The sequence below is a fragment of the Vibrio sp. Hal054 genome (assembly GCF_037162405.1).
Taxonomy (GTDB): Bacteria; Pseudomonadota; Gammaproteobacteria; order Enterobacterales; family Vibrionaceae; genus Vibrio; species Vibrio diazotrophicus.
On record NZ_JARLUT010000001.1, the window covers coordinates 1,221,974 to 1,247,135 of the forward strand.

Annotated in this window: 15 protein-coding genes; 2 read left to right on the plus strand and 13 right to left on the minus strand. The window is 46.7% G+C overall.

The features are described from left to right. Positions 1-200: 200 nt before the first annotated feature. The gene (locus tag P4S58_RS05655; protein WP_337163125.1) at positions 201-13,808 is read left to right on the plus strand and encodes a tandem-95 repeat protein; all 13,608 of its coding nucleotides are present in this window, start codon (positions 201-203) and stop codon (positions 13,806-13,808) included. 63 nt (positions 13,809-13,871) lie between these two features. Here P4S58_RS05655 and P4S58_RS05660 read toward each other — a convergent pair whose 3' ends face one another. Both P4S58_RS05660 and P4S58_RS05665 read right to left on the minus strand, forming a co-directional pair. Then, on the minus strand, positions 13,872-14,429 hold the full coding sequence (locus P4S58_RS05660; protein WP_337163127.1) for a DUF1415 domain-containing protein: 558 nt from the start codon (positions 14,427-14,429) through the stop codon (positions 13,872-13,874). Positions 14,430-14,472: 43 nt separating this feature from the next. Next, positions 14,473-15,690, minus strand: coding sequence for an MFS transporter (locus P4S58_RS05665; protein WP_337163129.1), 1,218 nt, complete (start codon positions 15,688-15,690; stop codon positions 14,473-14,475). Between the two features lie 134 nt (positions 15,691-15,824). Here P4S58_RS05665 and P4S58_RS05670 point away from each other — a divergent pair, with 134 nt between their 5' ends. Next, a complete protein-coding gene (locus P4S58_RS05670) occupies positions 15,825-16,694 on the plus strand; it encodes a LysR family transcriptional regulator (RefSeq protein ID WP_337163131.1) in 870 nt (289 codons plus the stop codon). Between the two features lie 21 nt (positions 16,695-16,715). On the opposite strand, the gene P4S58_RS05675 is transcribed toward P4S58_RS05670, so the two are convergent. The 11 genes from P4S58_RS05675 to lafA form a co-directional block, all read right to left on the minus strand. After that, the gene (locus P4S58_RS05675) at positions 16,716-16,946 is read right to left on the minus strand and encodes a glutaredoxin family protein (protein WP_042488833.1); all 231 of its coding nucleotides are present in this window, start codon (positions 16,944-16,946) and stop codon (positions 16,716-16,718) included. Between the two features lie 174 nt (positions 16,947-17,120). Then, positions 17,121-17,408 (minus strand): hypothetical protein, encoded by a 288-nt coding sequence (locus P4S58_RS05680; protein ID WP_269350531.1) that lies wholly within the window; start codon positions 17,406-17,408, stop codon positions 17,121-17,123. An 80-nt stretch (positions 17,409-17,488) separates the two neighbouring features. Then, positions 17,489-18,475: a flagellar motor protein MotB gene (locus P4S58_RS05685; RefSeq protein WP_042488827.1), complete on the minus strand. Its 987-nt coding sequence runs from the start codon at positions 18,473-18,475 to the stop codon at positions 17,489-17,491. Then, a complete protein-coding gene (gene motA / locus P4S58_RS05690; protein WP_042488823.1) occupies positions 18,475-19,332 on the minus strand; it encodes a flagellar motor stator protein MotA in 858 nt (285 codons plus the stop codon). The genes P4S58_RS05685 and motA overlap by 1 nt, the downstream gene beginning before the upstream one ends. Before the next feature lie 9 nt (positions 19,333-19,341). Continuing rightward, the gene (locus P4S58_RS05695; protein ID WP_102967007.1) at positions 19,342-20,070 is read right to left on the minus strand and encodes a FliA/WhiG family RNA polymerase sigma factor; all 729 of its coding nucleotides are present in this window, start codon (positions 20,068-20,070) and stop codon (positions 19,342-19,344) included. A gap of 11 nt (positions 20,071-20,081) precedes the next feature. Continuing rightward, positions 20,082-20,579 carry a flagellar basal body-associated FliL family protein gene (locus tag P4S58_RS05700; protein ID WP_102967008.1) on the minus strand — a complete coding sequence of 166 codons (498 nt, stop codon included), beginning with the start codon at positions 20,577-20,579 and terminating at the stop codon, positions 20,082-20,084. A 23-nt stretch (positions 20,580-20,602) separates the two neighbouring features. Further along, on the minus strand, positions 20,603-21,694 hold the full coding sequence (locus P4S58_RS05705) for a flagellar hook-length control protein FliK (RefSeq protein WP_337163135.1): 1,092 nt from the start codon (positions 21,692-21,694) through the stop codon (positions 20,603-20,605). Between the two features lie 3 nt (positions 21,695-21,697). Further along, entirely contained in the window at positions 21,698-22,003 is a 306-nt protein-coding gene (locus P4S58_RS05710) for a LafD (protein ID WP_373279442.1), read from the minus strand. Further along, positions 21,996-22,382 carry a flagellar export chaperone FliS gene (fliS, locus tag P4S58_RS05715; protein WP_042488807.1) on the minus strand — a complete coding sequence of 129 codons (387 nt, stop codon included), beginning with the start codon at positions 22,380-22,382 and terminating at the stop codon, positions 21,996-21,998. Before fliS ends, P4S58_RS05710 begins: the two co-directional genes overlap by 8 nt. A gap of 21 nt (positions 22,383-22,403) precedes the next feature. Next, positions 22,404-23,741, minus strand: coding sequence for a flagellar filament capping protein FliD (gene fliD / locus P4S58_RS05720; protein ID WP_337163139.1), 1,338 nt, complete (start codon positions 23,739-23,741; stop codon positions 22,404-22,406). 323 nt (positions 23,742-24,064) lie between these two features. Further along, positions 24,065-24,916, minus strand: a complete 852-nt coding sequence (gene lafA, locus P4S58_RS05725) for a lateral flagellin LafA (protein WP_042488801.1) — start codon at positions 24,914-24,916, stop codon at positions 24,065-24,067. Between the last annotated feature and the right edge of the window lie 246 nt (positions 24,917-25,162).

Sequence of the window (25,162 nt, forward strand, 5' to 3'; positions counted from 1 at the left end):
TGTGATGTTAATTCATGGAATTATTTGTCGTAAAAATAAGAAATGTCAATAAAATGTTATTTTGATGCAATTTTCACCTTTGTTAGACGGTTTAACGATGATATCGTAAGTCAGATTTTTCCCACAAAATATTCGGGGTTATATCGAATATTAGACGGTTAAATATATAACTGTTTGTAACGTGTATTTTTGAGGCTTATATGGCAAAAGGTTCTTTATTTTCAATCGCAAGTCTTGCTGTAAATCAAATGATTGTGATTGACAAAAATGGCGATATAAAAATAGCGACGATTGGCGAAAAATTGCCAGAAGGATCAGTTGTCATCCAAAGAGGAGATGAAGCTACTACTCAACTCGTTGATCAAAACAATGAGCTTCAAGATGTTACAGATGATGTTGCGCAGTTACTTGCAGCCTTAGAAGAAGGTCAAGACCCTACTCAACTTGATGAAGAATTAGCTCCTGCTGCGGGTGGGAGTAATGGTTCCGCACCTACTGATAGTGCGAGCATTGACCGTGTGGGTTCAGAAATTATTGCTAGTACAAATTTCAGTACAACTGGATTTGAATCATTAGGTTTTTCTCAAACTCAAAGCCTCGCCTTAATCAATCTTAATCGTTCAAACTCGAATGTTATTACAGAAGCCGCAGACAGAAACTCAGATCCAAAAGCCCAAAATGACACTATCTCAGTAGATGAAGACACTTCAGTAACCATTGATGTATTAAGCAACGACTCAGACAAAGATGGCGATACGTTAACCATCGTTTCTGCAACAGTTCCTCAAGAACAAGGATCTGTTGAAATCGTTGGCGGCAAACTCGTATTCACTCCAGCGGAAAACTACAACGGCCAAGCGAACATCGAATACACCATTAGTGACGGTCAAGGTGGTTTGGATACCGCTAAAGTTACGGTGACGGTCAATCCAGTAAACGATGCACCAGTAGCGTACGCAGACAGTCAGACAACGAACGAAGACACGGTACTGAATGAGCAAGTACCGGAAGCGACGGACGTGGATGGCACCATTAACGTCAACGGCTACGCACTGGTAGAGGGCGTTGGAGAAGGCAACGGTCATTTGGTGTTCAATCCGGATGGCAGTTACAGCTTCACGCCGGGCAGCGATTTTGACAGTTTGTCGGTGGGTGACAGTCGTGAGGTGAGCTTCACGTACACGGCGAGCGATAACGACAATGGCGTGAGTGAGCCGAAGACCATCACGATCACTGTGACGGGCACCAACGACATTCCGGTGGCGTACGCAGACAGTCAGACAACGAACGAAGACACGGTACTGAATGAGCAAGTACCGGAAGCGACGGACGTGGATGGCACCATTAACGTCAACGGCTACGCACTGGTAGAGGGCGTTGGTGAAGGCAACGGTCATTTGGTGTTCAATCCGGATGGCAGTTACAGCTTCACGCCGGGCAGCGATTTTGACAGTTTGTCGGTGGGTGACAGTCGTGAGGTGAGCTTCACGTACACGGCGAGCGATAACGACAATGGCGTGAGTGAGCCGAAGACCATCACGATCACTGTGACGGGCACCAACGACATTCCGGTGGCGTACGCAGACAGTCAGACAACGAACGAAGACACGGTACTGAATGAGCAAGTACCGGAAGCGACGGACGTGGATGGCACCATTAACGTCAACGGCTACGCACTGGTAGAGGGCGTTGGAGAAGGCAACGGTCATTTGGTGTTCAATCCGGATGGCAGTTACAGCTTCACGCCGGGCAGCGATTTTGACAGTTTGTCGGTGGGTGACAGTCGTGAGGTGAGCTTCACGTACACGGCGAGCGATAACGACAATGGCGTGAGTGAGCCGAAGACCATCACGATCACTGTGACGGGCACCAACGACATTCCGGTGGCGTACGCAGACAGTCAGACAACGAACGAAGACACGGTACTGAATGAGCAAGTACCGGAAGCGACGGACGTGGATGGCACCATTAACGTCAACGGCTACGCACTGGTAGAGGGCGTTGGTGAAGGCAACGGTCATTTGGTGTTCAATCCGGATGGCAGTTACAGCTTCACGCCGGGCAGCGATTTTGACAGTTTGTCGGTGGGTGACAGCCGTGAGGTGAGCTTCACGTACACGGCGAGCGATAACGACAATGGCGTGAGTGAGCCGAAGACCATCACGATCACTGTGACGGGCACCAACGACATTCCGGTGGCGTACGCAGACAGTCAGACAACGAACGAAGACACGGTACTGAATGAGCAAGTACCGGAAGCGACGGACGTGGATGGCACCATTAACGTCAACGGCTACGCACTGGTAGAGGGCGTTGGAGAAGGCAACGGTCATTTGGTGTTCAATCCGGATGGCAGTTACAGCTTCACGCCGGGCAGCGATTTTGACAGTTTGTCGGTGGGTGACAGCCGTGAGGTGAGCTTCACGTACACGGCGAGCGATAACGACAATGGCGTGAGTGAGCCGAAGACCATCACGATCACTGTGACGGGCACCAACGACATTCCGGTGGCGTACGCAGACAGTCAGACAACGAACGAAGACACGGTACTGAATGAGCAAGTACCGGAAGCGACGGACGTGGATGGCACCATTAACGTCAACGGCTACGCACTGGTAGAGGGCGTTGGTGAAGGCAACGGTCATTTGGTGTTCAATCCGGATGGCAGTTACAGCTTCACGCCGGGCAGCGATTTTGACAGTTTGTCGGTGGGTGACAGCCGTGAGGTGAGCTTCACGTACACGGCGAGCGATAACGACAATGGCGTGAGTGAGCCGAAGACCATCACGATCACTGTGACGGGCACCAACGACATTCCGGTGGCGTACGCAGACAGTCAGACAACGAACGAAGACACGGTACTGAATGAGCAAGTACCGGAAGCGACGGACGTGGATGGCACCATTAACGTCAACGGCTACGCACTGGTAGAGGGCGTTGGTGAAGGCAACGGTCATTTGGTGTTCAATCCGGATGGCAGTTACAGCTTCACGCCGGGCAGCGATTTTGACAGTTTGTCGGTGGGTGACAGCCGTGAGGTGAGCTTCACGTACACGGCGAGCGATAACGACAATGGCGTGAGTGAGCCGAAGACCATCACGATCACTGTGACGGGTACCAACGACATTCCGGTGGCGTACGCAGACAGTCAGACAACGAACGAAGACACGGTACTGAATGAGCAAGTACCGGAAGCGACGGACGTGGATGGCACCATTAACGTCAACGGCTACGCACTGGTAGAGGGCGTTGGAGAAGGCAACGGTCATTTGGTGTTCAATCCGGATGGCAGTTACAGCTTCACGCCGGGCAGCGATTTTGACAGTTTGTCGGTGGGTGACAGTCGTGAGGTGAGCTTCACGTACACGGCGAGCGATAACGACAATGGCGTGAGTGAGCCGAAGACCATCACGATCACTGTGACGGGCACCAACGACATTCCGGTGGCGTACGCAGACAGTCAGACAACGAACGAAGACACGGTACTGAATGAGCAAGTACCGGAAGCGACGGACGTGGATGGCACCATTAACGTCAACGGCTACGCACTGGTAGAGGGCGTTGGTGAAGGCAACGGTCATTTGGTGTTCAATCCGGATGGCAGTTACAGCTTCACGCCGGGCAGCGATTTTGACAGTTTGTCGGTGGGTGACAGTCGTGAGGTGAGCTTCACGTACACGGCGAGCGATAACGACAATGGCGTGAGTGAGCCGAAGACCATCACGATCACTGTGACGGGTACCAACGACATTCCGGTGGCGTACGCAGACAGTCAGACAACGAACGAAGACACGGTACTGAATGAGCAAGTACCGGAAGCTACGGACGTGGATGGCACCATTAACGTCAACGGCTACGCACTGGTAGAGGGCGTTGGTGAAGGCAACGGTCATTTGGTGTTCAATCCGGATGGCAGTTACAGCTTCACGCCGGGCAGCGATTTTGACAGTTTGTCGGTGGGTGACAGCCGTGAGGTGAGCTTCACGTACACGGCGAGCGATAACGACAATGGCGTGAGTGAGCCGAAGACCATCACGATCACTGTGACGGGCACCAACGACATTCCGGTGGCGTACGCAGACAGTCAGACAACGAACGAAGACACGGTACTGAATGAGCAAGTACCGGAAGCGACGGACGTGGATGGCACCATTAACGTCAACGGCTACGCACTGGTAGAGGGCGTTGGTGAAGGCAACGGTCATTTGGTGTTCAATCCGGATGGCAGTTACAGCTTCACGCCGGGCAGCGATTTTGACAGTTTGTCGGTGGGTGACAGCCGTGAGGTGAGCTTCACGTACACGGCGAGCGATAACGACAATGGCGTGAGTGAGCCGAAGACCATCACGATCACTGTGACGGGCACCAACGACATTCCGGTGGCGTACGCAGACAGTCAGACAACGAACGAAGACACGGTACTGAATGAGCAAGTACCGGAAGCGACGGACGTGGATGGCACCATTAACGTCAACGGCTACGCACTGGTAGAGGGCGTTGGTGAAGGCAACGGTCATTTGGTGTTCAATCCGGATGGCAGTTACAGCTTCACGCCGGGCAGCGATTTTGACAGTTTGTCGGTGGGTGACAGCCGTGAGGTGAGCTTCACGTACACGGCGAGCGATAACGACAATGGCGTGAGTGAGCCGAAGACCATCACGATCACTGTGACGGGCACCAACGACATTCCGGTGGCGTACGCAGACAGTCAGACAACGAACGAAGACACGGTACTGAATGAGCAAGTACCGGAAGCGACGGACGTGGATGGCACCATTAACGTCAACGGCTACGCACTGGTAGAGGGCGTTGGTGAAGGCAACGGTCATTTGGTGTTCAATCCGGATGGCAGTTACAGCTTCACGCCGGGCAGCGATTTTGACAGTTTGTCGGTGGGTGACAGCCGTGAGGTGAGCTTCACGTACACGGCGAGCGATAACGACAATGGCGTGAGTGAGCCGAAGACCATCACGATCACTGTGACGGGCACCAACGACATTCCGGTGGCGTACGCAGACAGTCAGACAACGAACGAAGACACGGTACTGAATGAGCAAGTACCGGAAGCGACGGACGTGGATGGCACCATTAACGTCAACGGCTACGCACTGGTAGAGGGCGTTGGAGAAGGCAACGGTCATTTGGTGTTCAATCCGGATGGCAGTTACAGCTTCACGCCGGGCAGCGATTTTGACAGTTTGTCGGTGGGTGACAGTCGTGAGGTGAGCTTCACGTACACGGCGAGCGATAACGACAATGGCGTGAGTGAGCCGAAGACCATCACGATCACTGTGACGGGCACCAACGACATTCCGGTGGCGTACGCAGACAGTCAGACAACGAACGAAGACACGGTACTGAATGAGCAAGTACCGGAAGCGACGGACGTGGATGGCACCATTAACGTCAACGGCTACGCACTGGTAGAGGGCGTTGGTGAAGGCAACGGTCATTTGGTGTTCAATCCGGATGGCAGTTACAGCTTCACGCCGGGCAGCGATTTTGACAGTTTGTCGGTGGGTGACAGTCGTGAGGTGAGCTTCACGTACACGGCGAGCGATAACGACAATGGCGTGAGTGAGCCGAAGACCATCACGATCACTGTGACGGGTACCAACGACATTCCGGTGGCGTACGCAGACAGTCAGACAACGAACGAAGACACGGTACTGAATGAGCAAGTACCGGAAGCGACGGACGTGGATGGCACCATTAACGTCAACGGCTACGCACTGGTAGAGGGCGTTGGTGAAGGCAACGGTCATTTGGTGTTCAATCCGGATGGCAGTTACAGCTTCACGCCGGGCAGCGATTTTGACAGTTTGTCGGTGGGTGACAGCCGTGAGGTGAGCTTCACGTACACGGCGAGCGATAACGACAATGGCGTGAGTGAGCCGAAGACCATCACGATCACTGTGACGGGCACCAACGACATTCCGGTGGCGTACGCAGACAGTCAGACAACGAACGAAGACACGGTACTGAATGAGCAAGTACCGGAAGCGACGGACGTGGATGGCACCATTAACGTCAACGGCTACGCACTGGTAGAGGGCGTTGGAGAAGGCAACGGTCATTTGGTGTTCAATCCGGATGGCAGTTACAGCTTCACGCCGGGCAGCGATTTTGACAGTTTGTCGGTGGGTGACAGCCGTGAGGTGAGCTTCACGTACACGGCGAGCGATAACGACAATGGCGTGAGTGAGCCGAAGACCATCACGATCACTGTGACGGGCACCAACGACATTCCGGTGGCGTACGCAGACAGTCAGACAACGAACGAAGACACGGTACTGAATGAGCAAGTACCGGAAGCGACGGACGTGGATGGCACCATTAACGTCAACGGCTACGCACTGGTAGAGGGCGTTGGTGAAGGCAACGGTCATTTGGTGTTCAATCCGGATGGCAGTTACAGCTTCACGCCGGGCAGCGATTTTGACAGTTTGTCGGTGGGTGACAGCCGTGAGGTGAGCTTCACGTACACGGCGAGCGATAACGACAATGGCGTGAGTGAGCCGAAGACCATCACGATCACTGTGACGGGCACCAACGACATTCCGGTGGCGTACGCAGACAGTCAGACAACGAACGAAGACACGGTACTGAATGAGCAAGTACCGGAAGCGACGGACGTGGATGGCACCATTAACGTCAACGGCTACGCACTGGTAGAGGGCGTTGGAGAAGGCAACGGTCATTTGGTGTTCAATCCGGATGGCAGTTACAGCTTCACGCCGGGCAGCGATTTTGACAGTTTGTCGGTGGGTGACAGTCGTGAGGTGAGCTTCACGTACACGGCGAGCGATAACGACAATGGCGTGAGTGAGCCGAAGACCATCACGATCACTGTGACGGGCACCAACGACATTCCGGTGGCGTACGCAGACAGTCAGACAACGAACGAAGACACGGTACTGAATGAGCAAGTACCGGAAGCGACGGACGTGGATGGCACCATTAACGTCAACGGCTACGCACTGGTAGAGGGCGTTGGTGAAGGCAACGGTCATTTGGTGTTCAATCCGGATGGCAGTTACAGCTTCACGCCGGGCAGCGATTTTGACAGTTTGTCGGTGGGTGACAGCCGTGAGGTGAGCTTCACGTACACGGCGAGCGATAACGACAATGGCGTGAGTGAGCCGAAGACCATCACGATCACTGTGACGGGCACCAACGACATTCCGGTGGCGTACGCAGACAGTCAGACAACGAACGAAGACACGGTACTGAATGAGCAAGTACCGGAAGCGACGGACGTGGATGGCACCATTAACGTCAACGGCTACGCACTGGTAGAGGGCGTTGGAGAAGGCAACGGTCATTTGGTGTTCAATCCGGATGGCAGTTACAGCTTCACGCCGGGCAGCGATTTTGACAGTTTGTCGGTGGGTGACAGTCGTGAGGTGAGCTTCACGTACACGGCGAGCGATAACGACAATGGCGTGAGTGAGCCGAAGACCATCACGATCACTGTGACGGGCACCAACGACATTCCGGTGGCGTACGCAGACAGTCAGACAACGAACGAAGACACGGTACTGAATGAGCAAGTACCGGAAGCGACGGACGTGGATGGCACCATTAACGTCAACGGCTACGCACTGGTAGAGGGCGTTGGTGAAGGCAACGGTCATTTGGTGTTCAATCCGGATGGCAGTTACAGCTTCACGCCGGGCAGCGATTTTGACAGTTTGTCGGTGGGTGACAGCCGTGAGGTGAGCTTCACGTACACGGCGAGCGATAACGACAATGGCGTGAGTGAGCCGAAGACCATCACGATCACTGTGACGGGTACCAACGACATTCCGGTGGCGTACGCAGACAGTCAGACAACGAACGAAGACACGGTACTGAATGAGCAAGTACCGGAAGCGACGGACGTGGATGGCACCATTAACGTCAACGGCTACGCACTGGTAGAGGGCGTTGGAGAAGGCAACGGTCATTTGGTGTTCAATCCGGATGGCAGTTACAGCTTCACGCCGGGCAGCGATTTTGACAGTTTGTCGGTGGGTGACAGCCGTGAGGTGAGCTTCACGTACACGGCGAGCGATAACGACAATGGCGTGAGTGAGCCGAAGACCATCACGATCACTGTGACGGGCACCAACGACATTCCGGTGGCGTACGCAGACAGTCAGACAACGAACGAAGACACGGTACTGAATGAGCAAGTACCGGAAGCGACGGACGTGGATGGCACCATTAACGTCAACGGCTACGCACTGGTAGAGGGCGTTGGTGAAGGCAACGGTCATTTGGTGTTCAATCCGGATGGCAGTTACAGCTTCACGCCGGGCAGCGATTTTGACAGTTTGTCGGTGGGTGACAGTCGTGAGGTGAGCTTCACGTACACGGCGAGCGATAACGACAATGGCGTGAGTGAGCCGAAGACCATCACGATCACTGTGACGGGCACCAACGACATTCCGGTGGCGTACGCAGACAGTCAGACAACGAACGAAGACACGGTACTGAATGAGCAAGTACCGGAAGCGACGGACGTGGATGGCACCATTAACGTCAACGGCTACGCACTGGTAGAGGGCGTTGGAGAAGGCAACGGTCATTTGGTGTTCAATCCGGATGGCAGTTACAGCTTCACGCCGGGCAGCGATTTTGACAGTTTGTCGGTGGGTGACAGTCGTGAGGTGAGCTTCACGTACACGGCGAGCGATAACGACAATGGCGTGAGTGAGCCGAAGACCATCACGATCACTGTGACGGGTACCAACGACATTCCGGTGGCGTACGCAGACAGTCAGACAACGAACGAAGACACGGTACTGAATGAGCAAGTACCGGAAGCGACGGACGTGGATGGCACCATTAACGTCAACGGCTACGCACTGGTAGAGGGCGTTGGAGAAGGCAACGGTCATTTGGTGTTCAATCCGGATGGCAGTTACAGCTTCACGCCGGGCAGCGATTTTGACAGTTTGTCGGTGGGTGACAGTCGTGAGGTGAGCTTCACGTACACGGCGAGCGATAACGACAATGGCGTGAGTGAGCCGAAGACCATCACGATCACTGTGACGGGTACCAACGACGTGCCTATAGCAGTAGACGACATCTACTCATCTTCTCAAGAGACAGTACTGTTTACTGAATCTTTTGAGGAAATGGTTTCGTTATCATCCGGTCGTTGGACAATTCTGTCTAACGAGGAATTAGAAGCAACCAGTGCATGGCAGTCAAGCCGTGGTTTAGAAATTCAAACTGATGGTGTGGTAACTAATGCTAGTGATGGCAACTATTATGCAGAGCTGGATGCTAATGTTAATACTTCAATAAAGACAACAATTGATACCACTGGACAAGACAGTGTTCGAGTAGAGTTTGACTACAACCCTCGTCATGATGGTAATTCGTCTTCAAATATGACATTTGCTGTTGGAACAGTTTTAGTATTTGTTTCTGCTGACGGTACTGTTAGTGCATCTCATGATGGAGTTTCTGTTGCAATCCAGGGACCAGATAATAATGGTTGGTACCATATCAGCGGAACTTTTCCAATATCGGAAGATGGTAGTACAGATTTGATTCTATCCGGTTCAGGTAAAAGTGATAGCTATGGTGCACTGGTAGATAATATTGTTGTAACTGGTGTTATAGATGCTGATCTAGTGACAACTGAGGACACAGCTTTAACGATTGATGTCGCTGAATTGTTAGCAAATGACTCTGACCCAGATGGTGATGCGATCTCAATTACATCGGTTTCAGCGACTTCTCAACATAACGGTACGGTCACTTTAGTGAACGGCACTATTGTTTATCAGCCAAACAGTAATTTTAGTGGTGTAGATAGCTTTACCTACACAATAAGTGACGGTAAGGGCGGTGTTGATACAGCTACTGTTACAGTGAAAGTGACTCCTGAAAATGATTCACCTGTCACTGAATCTGATGTTTCATTGGTTAATGAAGGCTCAACAATATCAGTTGAACAAAGCGTATTGCTAAATGATTCGGATGCAGACAAAGATTCATTAACTGTTGTTGGAGTAGCAAAAGATTCAAGCGGAAATGGCGAAGTAACTGCGGATCCTGATGATGGCAGTTTTACAATCGTGACTAGTTTAGGTGGTATTGTTGTTATGCAATCTAACGGTACATATACCTATACCGCTCCAGTTTTAGACCACAGTAATTCAGAGACGATTCAAGACAGTTTTACTTATTTAGCAAGTGATGGTGTAGATACTTCAGCTTGGACAACGGTTACGGTTGACGTTGTTGATACAGGAATAACAGCTATAGATGACTATGTCGAGATTGCTGAAGATACTAATTCTGTTGTTGGCAATGTCCTTACTAATGATCTTCAACCTGATACAGATCCTGATGCTGTAGTAACATCCGTCACCTATAACGGCGAAAAACACAGCATGCCTGAATCTGGTGTTCTTACGATAGATGCAGAAACAGGAACGTTAGTTATTAATAGTAATGGTAGTTATACCTTTGTTGCTGCTGAAAGTAAGCCTTCCACGATAAGTATTGCTCCCAAGGACCTATCCGATAGTTCAGTCGTTTTAGTTTATGGCACTAAGTCTTCACAAAGTTTGATTGATAGCGATGGGAAAATAGTCCAATACAGTGAAAGCTTAAAAAACAACGTTACATCTACTTCTGGTCTAGGGGTTTCTAGCAAATCGAATAATCATGGCGATAGTCAAATCGACGTTGGTGAGTCTTTAATTGTTAAATTTAACTCATCAGTTAGCGCAGCTATTTTTGATTTGATAAATGTTCAGCAGGGCAACTCCAAAGGTACAGATGGTTCAATATTGATCACTGTTTACGACAGCTCAGGTAAAGTTGATTCGAGTGCAATCATTAGTTTCACAGATAACGACACAGTTGTTGTTACTGGTGATGATATTGGTTACGTTGTATTTGGTGCCTCTGATTCTGATACTAAGTATCGCTTAGGTGACAATATTGAAGTCACTTACGAGAACAACAACACAGCCGAAGAAGTGTTCACTTATACCGTAAAAGATGGCGATGGGGATTCATCAAGTGCTCAACTTACGATTAACGGTATTGATACTGTTAACGAAACCCCAGAAATTACCTTCTCTTCAGGGGCAGATAACGTGGTTGTTTCGGAAGAAGGCTTGTCTGCTCTGAGTGCTAACCCAGATTCTGAAGGCACATCTGACACAACTAACGATTCTATTGCTCAAGGTACATTTGCTGTAAGTGATGTTGACACAGATAGTAGCGATCTGTCGGTCTCTCTGACTGCTCCAAATGTGGATTTATACTCCAACAATGTCGTCATTGAATGGTCAACTGAAAATGGAAATCTAGTCGGTAAAGCTGGTAATGAAACCATACTGGTAATCAGCCTATCTCAGGATTCTTCGAACCCTAGTTCATACAGCTACACTGTCACTTTGTTGGGTTCATTAGATCACGCAGATAAAACAGCAGAAGATACTTTGTCTTTTGATGTTGGTATAGAAGTCTCTGATGGCACAAATACAGTCAAAGATTCCATTACAGTGACAATAGAAGACGATTCTCCAGACGTTCCAGTAAATATCGTTGTCGATGCAGTTGAACATAATGAAACAACCACGGTTTCGTTGGGAGACTTCAACTTTACTCAACGACCAAATGATTCAGGTTGTCACAACAATAATGCGTATACATTTATTGATACAAACTCAGGAAACTCAGTCTTTGTATATGCAATTGGTTTGTTTGGAACTCATCATCATGAAGAGTTAACCTTCTCCAATGACAGTGGTATGGGCGTCAAATCGTCATCATTCTTTGGAATCATTAACGACAGAACTGATGGTGAAATTGATTATCAGTATGGTAAATCAGAAAAGATAGTCATGGAGTTAGGTAACAAAGTCGCCTATGGAATGCAGGTAGGTTTGGCTGAGTTCTACTCCAATGAGGGTGAGAAAGGTAAGATCATCTTCTTGTTAGATGGCAAAGTTGTACAGGAAGAAGACCTGATTGCTACTCATAGTAATGGCAATTATTCGGCTAGCTTTAATGTTGCATCTGGTTTCGATGAAGTACGATTTGAAGCGGTAACAAACGATAACGGTTGTTATGCAGACAACAGTGATTACTCAATTAAATCTGTGTCGTTTGAAAGTTTAATTGTCGATCCTGTAATTGCGACCGATGAAGGAACTATTACCGCTGATTTTGGTGCCGATGGCGCTGGTGTAATTACGTTAACAGGTGTAGCCGATACAAATATTAAAACGGCGGATGGTTTACCTGTAACCCTGGGGTCTACTGATGTTGTGGATGGGGTAAAAACTCAAGTCTGGGTAGATAGCCATAGCGATAAGGTTTTTGAAATAGAACTTAATTCGAGCACAGGTGAGTGGTCTTATAGACAGTTTGCTGAACTGGCAAAGGGTGATTCCGTTGAGATAACCTATGATGTCGTTGATGCAGATGGAGATATCGTATCGTCTACTTCACCAAATACCGGAACAGACAACGATTTCACATCTGGATTAAAAGGTGAGTTCTATAACGTAGGTTATCAACTTGGCACTATTGCTCAAGCTGTCTACGTAACCGAACATCAGAACGCTAACGCTACGTTTACTTCTTCTGAAATCAGTTACATTGGGCAGGACTGGGATGATCTTGGTGATTACGATTCGAGAAACGAGTCCACGAATCTAGAATCATGGTTGGGTGATGATGCTCAATCAGTAGAGTTTAAGAACAAGACAGATTCAAACGATGCTGTGGTTCGTCTTACTGGTGGTGTTGCGCTAGATGCGGGAACATATTCAATAAAAGTAAATGCAGATGACGGCTATCGAATCATCATTGATGGGCGTACTGTTGCCTCTTTTGATTCGAACACGTCTGTGAGGTCTGAAGAATTTACTTTTAGTGTTGATGAAAATGGTATTCACCAAATTGAAGTTATCTATTGGGACCAAGGTGGAGCGTATGTCCTGGAGGTTTCTCTAAATAATGGTTCTGGTTATGACCTGCTTGGTAGTGAGGCATATCCAACTTATTCAGGCTATAACGTAGAAGTTACCGATTACGTTGACTCAGTAGGCACAAGCAACAACGATCATCTAGTGGGTACCGCAGCTAATGATCATATTGAAGGTTTAGGTGCTCAAGACCATTTGTTTGGTGGTGCTGGTGATGACTGGCTGGAAGGTGGAGAGGGTGATGATCTCTTGTTCGGAGGCAGTGGTAAGGACATCTTAGATGGCGGCTCAGGTCAGGATTCTCTGTCAGGCGGATCTGGTAATGACAAGCTTTATGGCCAACAAGGTGATGATTCATTGTCGGGAGAATCTGGTAGTGATTATCTAGATGGTGGGCAAGGCCAAGATTACCTCTATGGTGGTTTGGGCAAAGACATTCTTGTTGGTGGTGACGGTGATGACAAGCTCTTTGGTGATGAGGGTGATGATGTTCTCATTGGCGGCAGCGGGCATGACCAATTAACAGGTGGAGCCGGTAGCGATGTATTTGTTATAGAAGGCTCAAATAGCTCAGATACGATTATGGATTTTAACGTCCAAGAAGATATTGTTGATATTTCAGAACTTCTTAATATTGATAGCTCTAGTGATCATGATGCAATCCAAGCCTATCTAGACTCAGAGAGTTCTTCATTATCCATTACCGCTAATGGGGATGGTTCCGCGACCATCAGTGTTGCTGACCAGAACAATGCTTTTCACTCAGCAGGCAGTTTCGGTGCGGACTCGCACATTGTGTCGGGTGATATCGTATCTGTTCTGTTTAACAATCAAGAGTACACTCTAAAAGTGGACTAGCCCTTTAGCTAAATGTGAAAAGGCCGGAGTATATCTCCGGCCTTTCTATATCTATCGAACAAATCAAAACAAATAAGGAAATAACTTCTTCCGTTCTTCTGGGCTGAGGTTACTTACTCGCTCAATATTGATATCCGGAATATCTTCTGGATTTGGATAGTGCTTAAGTACCTTCTCCATGCTCTCTTCACGAATAAGGTGAAAGATTGGGTATGGCGAACGGTTAGTCAGGTTCTCAGCGTCTTCTGGATCGGTTCCTGCAAAATAGTAATCAGGATGGAAAGTCGCAACCTGGAAAACACCTTCCCAATCTTGCTGCTTGATCAGTGCTTCAACCCAATCAATAAAAAAGTTGTAGTCAACAAAGTCATTGAGCATATTCGGAACCACAACGAGAGTGGTTTCAAGCTCGCGGGGCTCTTTGGTATCTAATTCTAGTAACTGTTCTAGGATATCTTGCAGCAAGTTCTCTTCGCTAGCCGCTTCACTGACGAAAATTTTAATTTGCTTGTTGCGTTGTGGTTTGGCGGCAAAAGGGCAGAGGTTTAGCCCTATTACCACGTCATTCAACCATTGATTAACTTGTTGAGTGATAGTTTGATTATCAGTTGCTGAGCTCATATTTCTGTGTCGGTGCTATTATTTGCCGCAAGCATAACACAGTTTAGTGGGTTGAATTGAGCACCACTGATTGCCCTGTTATTGGGGTGCGTGCTGTCTGGCTTAGTTTCCAACATAAGACAAACATCAAAGCATAGATAACCAAGCCTGCCGCGGCAACCATAGCCCATCCACCGTGCTGCCAAAAATAGAGCAAGTAGAATCCACCCAAACTACCACCGATATAATAATGAGAAAGATATAAAGCGGTTGCGGTCGCTTTTGCTTCGGTCGCTTTTTGACTTACCCAAGCATAAGCCAGAGTATGAGTGAAGAACGCCCCAAAGCTAATCAACATCAAGCCAATAAGCATCATAGGAATGGAATCGATAATCGCCACGATCATGCCGCTAAGACTGATAAAACCGCCAGCGACCATACCTGAAATAGGAGAGAAGCGTTTGCTCCAGTTGGAGGTTAATTTCGAGCTCAAGGTGCCAGCCAAGTAACAAACGAAGATCAGTGATGCTAAACCAATAGGCAGGTTATAAGGTTCACTCACCAGTCTGAAACCCATAACCGAATAAAGATTGACGAATAAAGCGAAGTTAGCACCACCGATGAGCATCGCAAACCAAAGTGTTTTGTTTGATAGGTGTTTTACCAACGCACGATTGTGGTGGAAGAAAAGGCCGCGCTGTGGTTTGAAATTCTTCTGAACAGGTAACAGAATTAAAACCAAAACCGCACCCAGCAAAGTAAAGATAGCAGCGATAATAAGGGCTTGTTGCCAGCCCAAAGCATCGGTCAGCAAACCACCGAATATACGTCCGCTGATCCCACCTAATGAATTCGCCGCAATATATCCGCCGATAGCTTTGCTAAATGCTTGAGGTGAAAGTTCTTCCACCATATAGGCAACGGCGACAGAGGCAAAGGCCGCCAATGCGACGCCAAGAAGTGCTCTTGCTGCAACCATCACCCAAAATTCGCCGCTGATTAACATCACTAGGCTGATAAAAGGCATTGCGAATAAACCGAGCAGCATGACTCTTCGACGTCCTATCGCTTCTGAGGTAATAGCCCAAGGCACTAAACAGACGGAAAGTGCGAACGTGGAAGCAGCAAACAGCCAGTTGATCTGCGTTTCAGATACCGCAAAGTGCTTAGCCATATAGGGAAGCATGGGTTGAAACAGATAGAGATTGCAGAATACGAGGAATGAGCCAAATGCGAGAGCAAAAGTAACTTTCTTGTACTGCGGACTTTGTAATTCGATCATAGTGCTCTCAACAAACCATTAGGTGAGTAAAACTGGAAGACGATCACAAATTATCAGTGAAAAAGAAATTAATAAAATATATTAAAACTATAATCGCGATATAAATAATTTATAGATAACTGCTCGCTGATATTATGGAAACTCGTCACCTTAAATATTTTGTCGAAGTCGCACAGCATCAAAGCTTCACCCATGCTGCAAGTGCTTTGCACATTGCTCAACCGGCCTTAAGTATTGCGATTAAGAAGTTTGAACAACAATTGGGCGTCACTTTATTTAGGCGTGATGAAAGAAAGGTCAGTCTTACTCATGAAGGTGAAGTGCTGCTTGAACACGCGTTAAGGATATTACGACAACTGGAAGACGCGCAGCTGGCCGTAGATGAGCTAAAAGGTTTAGTGAAGGGAGAAGTGCGGCTTGGTACACCCAGTATGATGGGCTCGTACTTCTTTCCCGAAATCATCATGGCATTTAAGAGTTACTTTCCCAACTTAAAGATGACCATGGTAGAGGCGGGTACTCAGTCGATTCGCAAAATGCTGCTCAATGGTGAGCTCGACATTGGCGTTATCCTTAATCACGATCTTCCGCCAGATCTTGAAGTTGACCCTCTTTTGTCTTCGCAAATGGTTGCTGTGGTGGGTAAAGAACACGAGCTTGCCGAGAAGAAAAAAATTGAATTTAAAGAATTTTTTGACCATGAACTGGTGATGTTTAAGCCGGGGTATTTCCACCGTGACTTCATAGACAACACGTGTAAAGAACACAAGCTAACAGCCAATATATCGTTTGAAACCAACTTATTGCCCATGATTCTTAGCATTTTGAAACATGAGTACGCGATTACCGCGTTACTAGAGTTGGTGACTGACCACGAATCAGAAATTCGGGCGATACCGTTTAATCCGCCCGTCTATTTAGATTTGGCACTAGCTTGGAGAAAAGAAGGTTACTTGTCCAATGCGGACAGAACCTTTATAGAGTTCGTGAAAAAATACGTTTAGGTCTTTAATGCACAGTAAGCGTTAGCCTTTTCCATACATACGGTCGAAATTGTTCGGGTTCCAGCCAATCATTACACGATCGCCAATTTTCAGCACCGGCACACTACGAGCACCCATAGCGTCGAGTTCTTTACGCCCACGTTCCATTTTTGCGTTACATAAGCGGTATTTTATCCCTTTAGAATCAAGGTATCGTTGTGCGTCTTTGCAATGTGGGCATTTGTCTTTGACGTATAAAACAACTCGTTTCATGGTATTCGCTCTGCTCGTAAAGTGGCTTAGTTAAGGTGGCGTAGGAAAGCGGCAAAGTTTACCGATACACAGATAATGATGCAAACCTATCTCTGCATTGACGATAGTCTAATGCCCGAATCTTCACCAAATTTCCGCAACTGTGGAGGCTTTATTTTAAAGCTTACAACTCACTTAAATCAGAAAGAAGAAGTAAAGGAAATAGATGAACGACAGCAGCGTCGCTGTGATAGTCGGATAAATGATATAGGTTTCGTATTTGGTGGTTTGCATGAAGCAAAGACCGGTCAATATGACGTTGTATAAAACAAGTAGAAGACTTATCGAAGTGCCGCTATTGATAGTTAAATGGGTTAACTGGAAAAGAAAGGTAGCCAGTAAAAAATAATCAACAACAATGAGCCATAAAAGCGCTTTTTTAAGATTGGCTTTTTCACAGCTCTCGTTGTTATGTCGATCCATGGTGTACTCAGTAAAGTTATAAGACGCTTAAAAAGATCACCCTCTTGGTTTGTGATTAGGGCCAGAGGGTGATGATATGTTTAAGATTTTTGGAGATTTCTGTTTGTGCTATCAACTTCTACAGGGTAGTTAATTGCTTCCTGACGCAAGACAGGTTGATTAAAGTCGGCTTTGTCCTTCGCCTTTTCAAGCTCATTGTCTTCGCTTTTAAACAGTGTTTCCAATACTAGTGATGCGGTTGTAGTGAGGATAAACAGCTCAATTCGGCGGTTTTCACTGCCATTAGGATTTTCAGGATTAAGTAGCGCTCGATTTGACATCCCGGTCACTTGTAACACGCGTTCTTCCGGCATGCCTCCAGCAACTAAAGTTTGACGAGCGATATTGGCTCGATTCGCTGATAGTTCCCAGTTGGTGTTATGACTAAATGCGCGCTTAAAAGCAACAGAGTCAGTGTGTCCACTGATAATCAAAGAGTTTTTCACGCGTTGAAATATCGGAGCCAGAGCCAACAGTAAATCTTCAAAGTACGGTGTTAATTCTGTACCTCCACGATCAAACATATGTTGTCGGAAGTCATCTTGTAGAACGATGCGTAAACCTTGTGGTGTGACGGAAACGAACACATTACCTTCGGCATTTATCTGTTTGATCATGTTTTCGATCACTTTAGCGAGCAATGCCAACTCTTCTTGAGTATCGAAGGTTCCATCAATCAATGAATCAGATTCAGGTCCTTCACCGTCGCCACTATAAAACGAAGTAACAGTATGATTGGAATCTGCTTTGCTTGGCACTGTCGATGAATTGGTTTCCAAATCAATAGGAGACAAACTTTGTGACGTGTCAAAAGGGTTTCCAGCGCTTTCAAAAATGCTGGCTTTCGCGATTTGAGCGACGATAGCTTGTCTTTCTTTCTCGTTGGAAACCTGCATGATCCACAGTACAAGGAATAGCGCCATTAAGGCGATCATGAAATCTGCGAACGCAACTTTCCAGGCTCCTCCGTGGTATTCATCGTGTTCATGCGCCTTAGCGCGTTTGAACACTATATGCTCCTTTTGCATTATACCTCCTGCTCAGTGAGCCATTTTTCCATTTCATTGAACGTTGGCTTGATGTCTAACTGAATGTGTTTACGGCCAGCGTCAATCGAAAGTAGCGTAGGTTTTTTTGCAACGTATGCCACAAGGCTTGCCCGAATGCATTCGAAAGCAGACATATTGCGTTTAACTCTTTGAGCCATGGCATTACTTAGTGGGTCTAAGCAGCAGTAACAACCAAAAATACCGATAAAGGTGCCAACAAGTGCAGCTGCAACATGATGTCCGATAAGGGCGATAGAACCGTCAATTGATTGCATTGTAATAATAATGCCGCCTACCGCCGCCAAAATACCAAATCCCGGTAAAGCTTCGGCTGTACGTTGAATCGATCTTGATGGCACCATTAAATCCGCCTGAACTGCGTCTATTTCCTGTTCGAGTAATCCTTCAAGCTCATGAGGTGACATCTGTCCCATTGCCATAAGACGAAGGTTGTCTGCAATGAAGGCGACGACTCTATAGTCTTGAGCAATACGGGGATAGCGAGAAAATATGGCACTGCTCTGCGGGTTTTCAATATGTTGGTCCAGAGATTTAAATCCGCTGGTACGTACAGTCTCCAGAAGAATCTGTAGTAAAGCCATCAGCTCCATGTAGTACTTCTGTTCGTCTTTGGGTTGACGCAAAATCATACGCAACTGAAGACGTATTTCCTTAATCACATGAGGCGGATTACCAATGATAATTGAACCTAAAGCTGCACCAATAATGATAAGGAATTCAGCCGGTTGCCAAATAGCAATTAGGCTGCCGCCAGCCCACATATAGCCGCCAAATACACATAATAAAATAATGACGGCGCCAAGAAACTTTTGCATAAGTGACTCCTAAGAAGACAAATGATGATTGAGTTGGTTGAGCGCCTGTTTGTGTAACTGACAAACACGGGCCGGTGTTAAATCGAGTACGAGCGCAATTTCGTTAAGGTTAAGTTCATGTTGATAAAACAGCGTTAGCAGTAGTTGGTCGCGTTTATTAAGCTGTTCTACTGATCGTTCCAAGCTTCGACGAGTATGTTCATGTGAAATGCTGTCGTAGCCGTCTTCGGAAAAATGCTCAACGCCGTTTTCAATCAGTTGATCGAGGCTTTGCATTTCACCTGCAACTAACGCATTTAGACGATAATGATAGTCTTCCCCGTTGGTTCCCAAGGCCTGAATAATCTCACTTTCAGACGGTTGTCTTCCGAGTTTTCTCGTTAAGTCACGAGTAATATCATTAAGTTGGTGTGCATCTTGTCGTGTCTTTCTTGAGCGCCAGTCTAGCCGACGAAGTTCATCCAGAATCGCTCCTCGGATACGGCATACGGCGAACGCAGGAAAGTTGGGGTCTTCAATGTCACCATAGCGGCGTCCTGCTTCGAGCAAGCCGATTAACCCGATTTGTTGCATATCTTCGACACTGCAATGGGTATTGGCATGAACGCGTAATTGGTTAGAAACCCTTTTCACTAGATGTTGATATTGATTGAGTAGGTAATTTTCATCAATGGCAACAGCAGGAGTGTTTATGTCTTCTGAGTGACTGTAAGCGTCTTGATACTGCATGTCCAACATACGTTCCGACCTTACTGCACGACAAATTTAGTAAGAAGTACATCGTCGATGTTATGAAGAATATCTGTTTTATCAAAAGCTGAAAGAACGGACTGTTTCACTTCGTTCTGCAGTTTGTCGATGATGCCGTCTTGCTGAATGTCCTCATAGGTTTTATCACTAAACAGTTTGATCATTGAGTTGTGAACAACAGGCATATAATCATTTATGTTTTCAATGGCTTCCGGGTATCTGGTTTCCACGGCAATTTCAAGCATAAGGAAATGATTTTGTTTTTCCCCTTTAATACTGAGTACTACTTTCTCTAGCGAACGAAAGCTTGGAGCTTGAGCACCTTCTGGCGAGTTGTAGGTTAGAAAAGACAATGGGGATTGAGCAAACCAGTTATTTGATTCGCCATTGTTCGGGGATTTTAGATACATAATACCGCCAAAAACGATACCACCTGTAACGAGCATGTTAGTGACAAGTAGCATGATAAACATTGTGATAATTTGTTTTTTGGACATAACTATTTCCTAGGATATTCGCTTTAGGCTTGTGCACTGAGCCAATGTTCAGACGTTGGTGTATAGTCTTGGTCTGAAGAGGTTTCTTTCGCTTTATAAATTCTGCTGTTTTGCTCTTCAAAGCTTTGACTTTGTTGTTGATTGCGTTGATCTGAGCCGACGTTGACATCAACATTGACGAAATTTTGTTCCTGAAGTTCAGCACGTAAACGATCCGAAACCTGCATCAGGGCTTCTCGTGTCGCTGCGTTATTCGCATTGATTTGTACACTTAGACGATCCCCTTCTATTCGAACGACCAAATCCAGTTTTCCAAGATCCGGTGGGTCGAGACGAATCTTAGCTTCCTGAAGGTTTTGCTGTGCTTGTAGCGTGACACGATCATGCAGTACCTGAAGCATTTGCTCGCCCCATTTACCCGCTTGAGTATCAATGCGTAAGGTCGCCCATTCAGGTCGGTTTTCACCTGCTGTTAAGTTTGTAGTAGATGAAGAGTGTAGGGGGGCTGATTGTGCTGTTGGAGATAGCGGTGAGGCTCCTATGTTACTGAGCTCACTGTTGATTGCACTGACAAGTTTGATGTCTGCAATAGGCGTATTTGATGTCCTACCGTTAACTTCTGGGTTTGTTAACGGAGTTTGCAATACACTCGCGCTTGTAACTTGATCCGCGTTTGTAGCTTGGGGAACTGATATCTGGTTGTTTAATGTGCCAGCTTCAGCCCCTGTTATATTTCTGCCTTGAGTATATTGTCCATTGGCAAAATTAAACCCAGATACAATTACACCTTGTGCTTGTGCGTTGCTTCTGGATTCAGGTTTGTTCATCTCTTGCACAATATTAACTGTAGGCGGAACCAACATGTTTAACTCTTGCTGAGTATCGTCACTGACTTGTTGCTCGTCTGACGCTGTGGCGTGTGGATGATCATCCACAGCAAGCTTATGTTCCGTTTTGGACAATGCGGAATTAAATGGAATTTGAACAAGAGTAAAGACTTCAGAGTTCGCTTGCCCATCGCTATTAAAACTACGCGCCTGGTGTACTGATTTAGTAAAAGAGGCATTCTCTTTTACAGGTGATGTTGCTTGTTGAGTTGTGGTTAGTCCTTGCAAAAACTAGTCCTCCATTGACATCGCTAACTGATAGGCCAAAGTGCCTTCCTGTTGCTCGTTAACCTTGGACATTTGAGCTTCCAATTTTGAACTCGCTTCTTTTAGAGCGTGATAAGCCGCTTTATGTGCAGCTTTTACATCAGCAACATGCGGGGCAATACGTGGATCTGTTAGAGAGTCTCTGCCCGCACTTAAAAGTTCACTAAGCTCAGAATCGTAGCGGGCAATAGCACGCCAATCCTGCATCTTTGTTGCTATGGTTATCCGTTGAGTCAGAAAGCGGAAACGCTCCGCTGAAACCTTACGCATGTTGCCCAAAATTAACCCATCCTTCTCTAATGTTGCCCATCACAGTTTCAACATTGGTTAAGCGTTGCACGTCTTTCTGTACGCTTGCTTGATACAGCTCGATTTGGCAGAAGTCGTATAACTGATGTAGGTTTTCAGCGAGCTCGCCGCCGTTCTCCATGTCGAGAGCACTGTCTAAACCAATTAAAATGTTCATACATTTGCTTATGCCTGCGCCTTTGGCCGCTAAACGCCCCTCAGCTAGGTGGCCACGGATGCGTTCTACTTCATCGAGTAGACCGTCGATAAGCATAACGACTAACTGGTGTGGAGTTGCTGCTGCGGCTTGAGCGTTTAAGTCCACTTGTTGGTATGAGTCATAACCAGAATCCATTAACATAAAGTCTCTCCTAGATCAGACTTAGCCGAACATCGACATTGTCTGATTCATTTGGGTAATAATTTGGTTCATTTGGGTATATTGTTTTAGGTAGCGGTTATAAGACATCTCATATTTTCGTTCTAAGGCTTCTTGTCTATCGCTGATACGATCGAGAGTTTGGCGTAACGCGTCTTTACGTGATGAAAACATACCTGTTGAAAACTGGAGATAGGGCTCCATCATTTCATCGATAGAATCTAAAAGATTACCGTCACCATTGAAGAAGGTGTTCAAAGCCTGACTATTGGTCGTCTGAGCTTCTTTGAACTTGTCGCTATCAATACTCATACTTCCATCACGACTGATTTCAATGCCAAGATCAGCGAGGCGTATTCCAGAAAATTGCTCACGTATAATCGTTTTGAGCTGAGTTTCTATGGAACGAACGGTTGAATCTCCTGCGAGTACACCACGGGCAGTATCTTCACCACCGATTGTGGTGTATTTGTCTATGGTCGACATTAAGCTGTTATAAGCTTTGATAATCGAATTCATCTGTTCAGTAGTGCCTTCCTGATCCGGCGCAACTGTCATCGATATTGGCGTCTCACCCGATGTTTGTGCTTTAGATACCGTGATATCGACACCATCAACAACGTTTTCGAAAGTGTTGCTACTACTGGTTAACTGGAGACCGGATCCTTGGGCACCAGCCCAAATGATCGCATCTTGTGGTGCGGTAATTTCTGTCAGATTAGCGAAAGCATTTTCGAACCATGCTTGGCCTGTACCTGAAGCACTAACATTAATCGCGTTGTTAATGCCGGTTTCTTCACTGGAAAGCATAAAGTAGGTTTGGCCGTTCGAGCGTACCAACGTGGCGTTAACGCCGGGGTTGCTACTATCACTGTTAATCGCAGTGACGAGTTCCGCCATGGTTGATACACCGTCACTATTACTATCAATAGTGGATAGGTCTAAAGACATAGTTTCGCCATTGATACTAAAATCGAGCGTTCCTGTTGAAGGCACTACAGTGCTAGCATCTAAGTTAACTGGCATATCGGCGGAAACTTGGTGAGCCGTTGCAATTTGTTCAACAAAAAACTGGTAACTGCCTGAAAGTGCGGTAGCGTCAGCTGTCGCAGAAAGATAACCATCAGAAGAGGCGGTCGCACTATTTTTTACGATGCTGCTAGTCGAACTGTTTATTTCATTAATAGCGGTGCGAAAATCTCTGAGAGCCGTTTCAATCTTGCCCAGTGCTGTCAGTTGAGATTGATACTGAGTGTTCTGTGTATCATAACGAGTTTGAAATGCCTGCACGTCGTAGGTCGCAAGCTGTGTTGCCATAGTTATTGGATCTATCGAACTCATTTGTTTTCTCCCTGATATCAGTCTGAGTGCTACTTATATCTGGCTATACATATCTGATTTGAATAAACGTACATTTCAAGATGCGTGCCAGTTAAATTATTTATATAAAACAAATAGATAGGTGTGATAATTAAGAAAGGCGGAAGCTCTGTTTCCATAGGATGAGTTCCGCTTTTCCACTTAAAATCACATGCTATTCAATAACGTTAGGCGACATAGTCTTGAATAAAATTAAATGCAACGTGGTGAAACGTAAGTCGGCGAGTGAAAAATAAAAAAACCTCCCATAAAGGGAGGTTTTATTAAGGTATATCGTTGAGCAATTAGCGTAGTAGAGAAACTGCCATGCCTGGAATTTGGTTAGTTTGGGACAGTACCGTTGTACCCGCTTGCATCAACATTTGGTTCTTAGTCATGTTTGAAGATTCTGCAGCGAAGTCTGCATCCATGATACGACCTTTAGCTGCTGTTGTATTTTCAGAAACGTTCGCTAAGTTGTTGACTGTATGTTCTAAACGGTTGATGTTTGCACCCAATGTACCGCGTAGGTTACTGATTGTGTCGAACATGCCTTCCATAACAGTAATTTCGCCATTCGCACCAGCTTGAGTAGTTAAAGCACCTAAACCAGTGATTGCTGTTTCGATTGCTGTAATACCAGTTGATGCATCAACTTGTAGTGTTTCTGCTGCAGACGCACCGATTTGGAATTGAAGAGTTGCATTGCTACCCATAATGCCGTCAGTGGTGTTAAGCAGGTGTGTACCTGAACCGTAAGTTGTTTGATCGATGATACGTGTCATTTCGGTAGCAAGTTGTTGGTATTCTGCATCCAGTGCAGTTTGCTCTGTACCACCATCGGCATACGTACCGTTAGCTGCTTGAGTTGCTAGATCTTTCATACGGTAAGCGATGTTAGATAGTTCATCTAAAGCACCGTCAGCAGTTTCGAGCATAGAGATTGCGTCTTGAGAGTTACGCATTGCAACCGACATACCACGAGTCTGAGCTTCTAGTTTAGTTGCAATAGCCAAGCCTGCAGCGTCATCAGCTGCAGAGTTGATGCGATAACCTGTGCTTAAACGTTCTAGCGCAGTATTAAGTAGGTTGTTCGTACCGCTGATCGTGTTTTGCGCAACGAGTGAAGCATAGTTAGTTTGCATTGATAAAGCCATGTTCGATTCCTCAAGTGGTTTCAATATGTTATTGGGTTCGGGATACTTCCCTGTTCACTAATTAGAGGCGGATGATCGAGTGAGAAAATTAATTTAAAATTAAGAAAAATTAAGAAAATTTTAAAAGTGATTAAAATTCAATGGTTTATGCGGCTTCTTGGCGAAGGTTATTATTAAGGTTATTCAGATTATTTTGATTCCCCCTTTACTAACAACTGATGTTATCAGTGATGCGGAAAGTGTAGG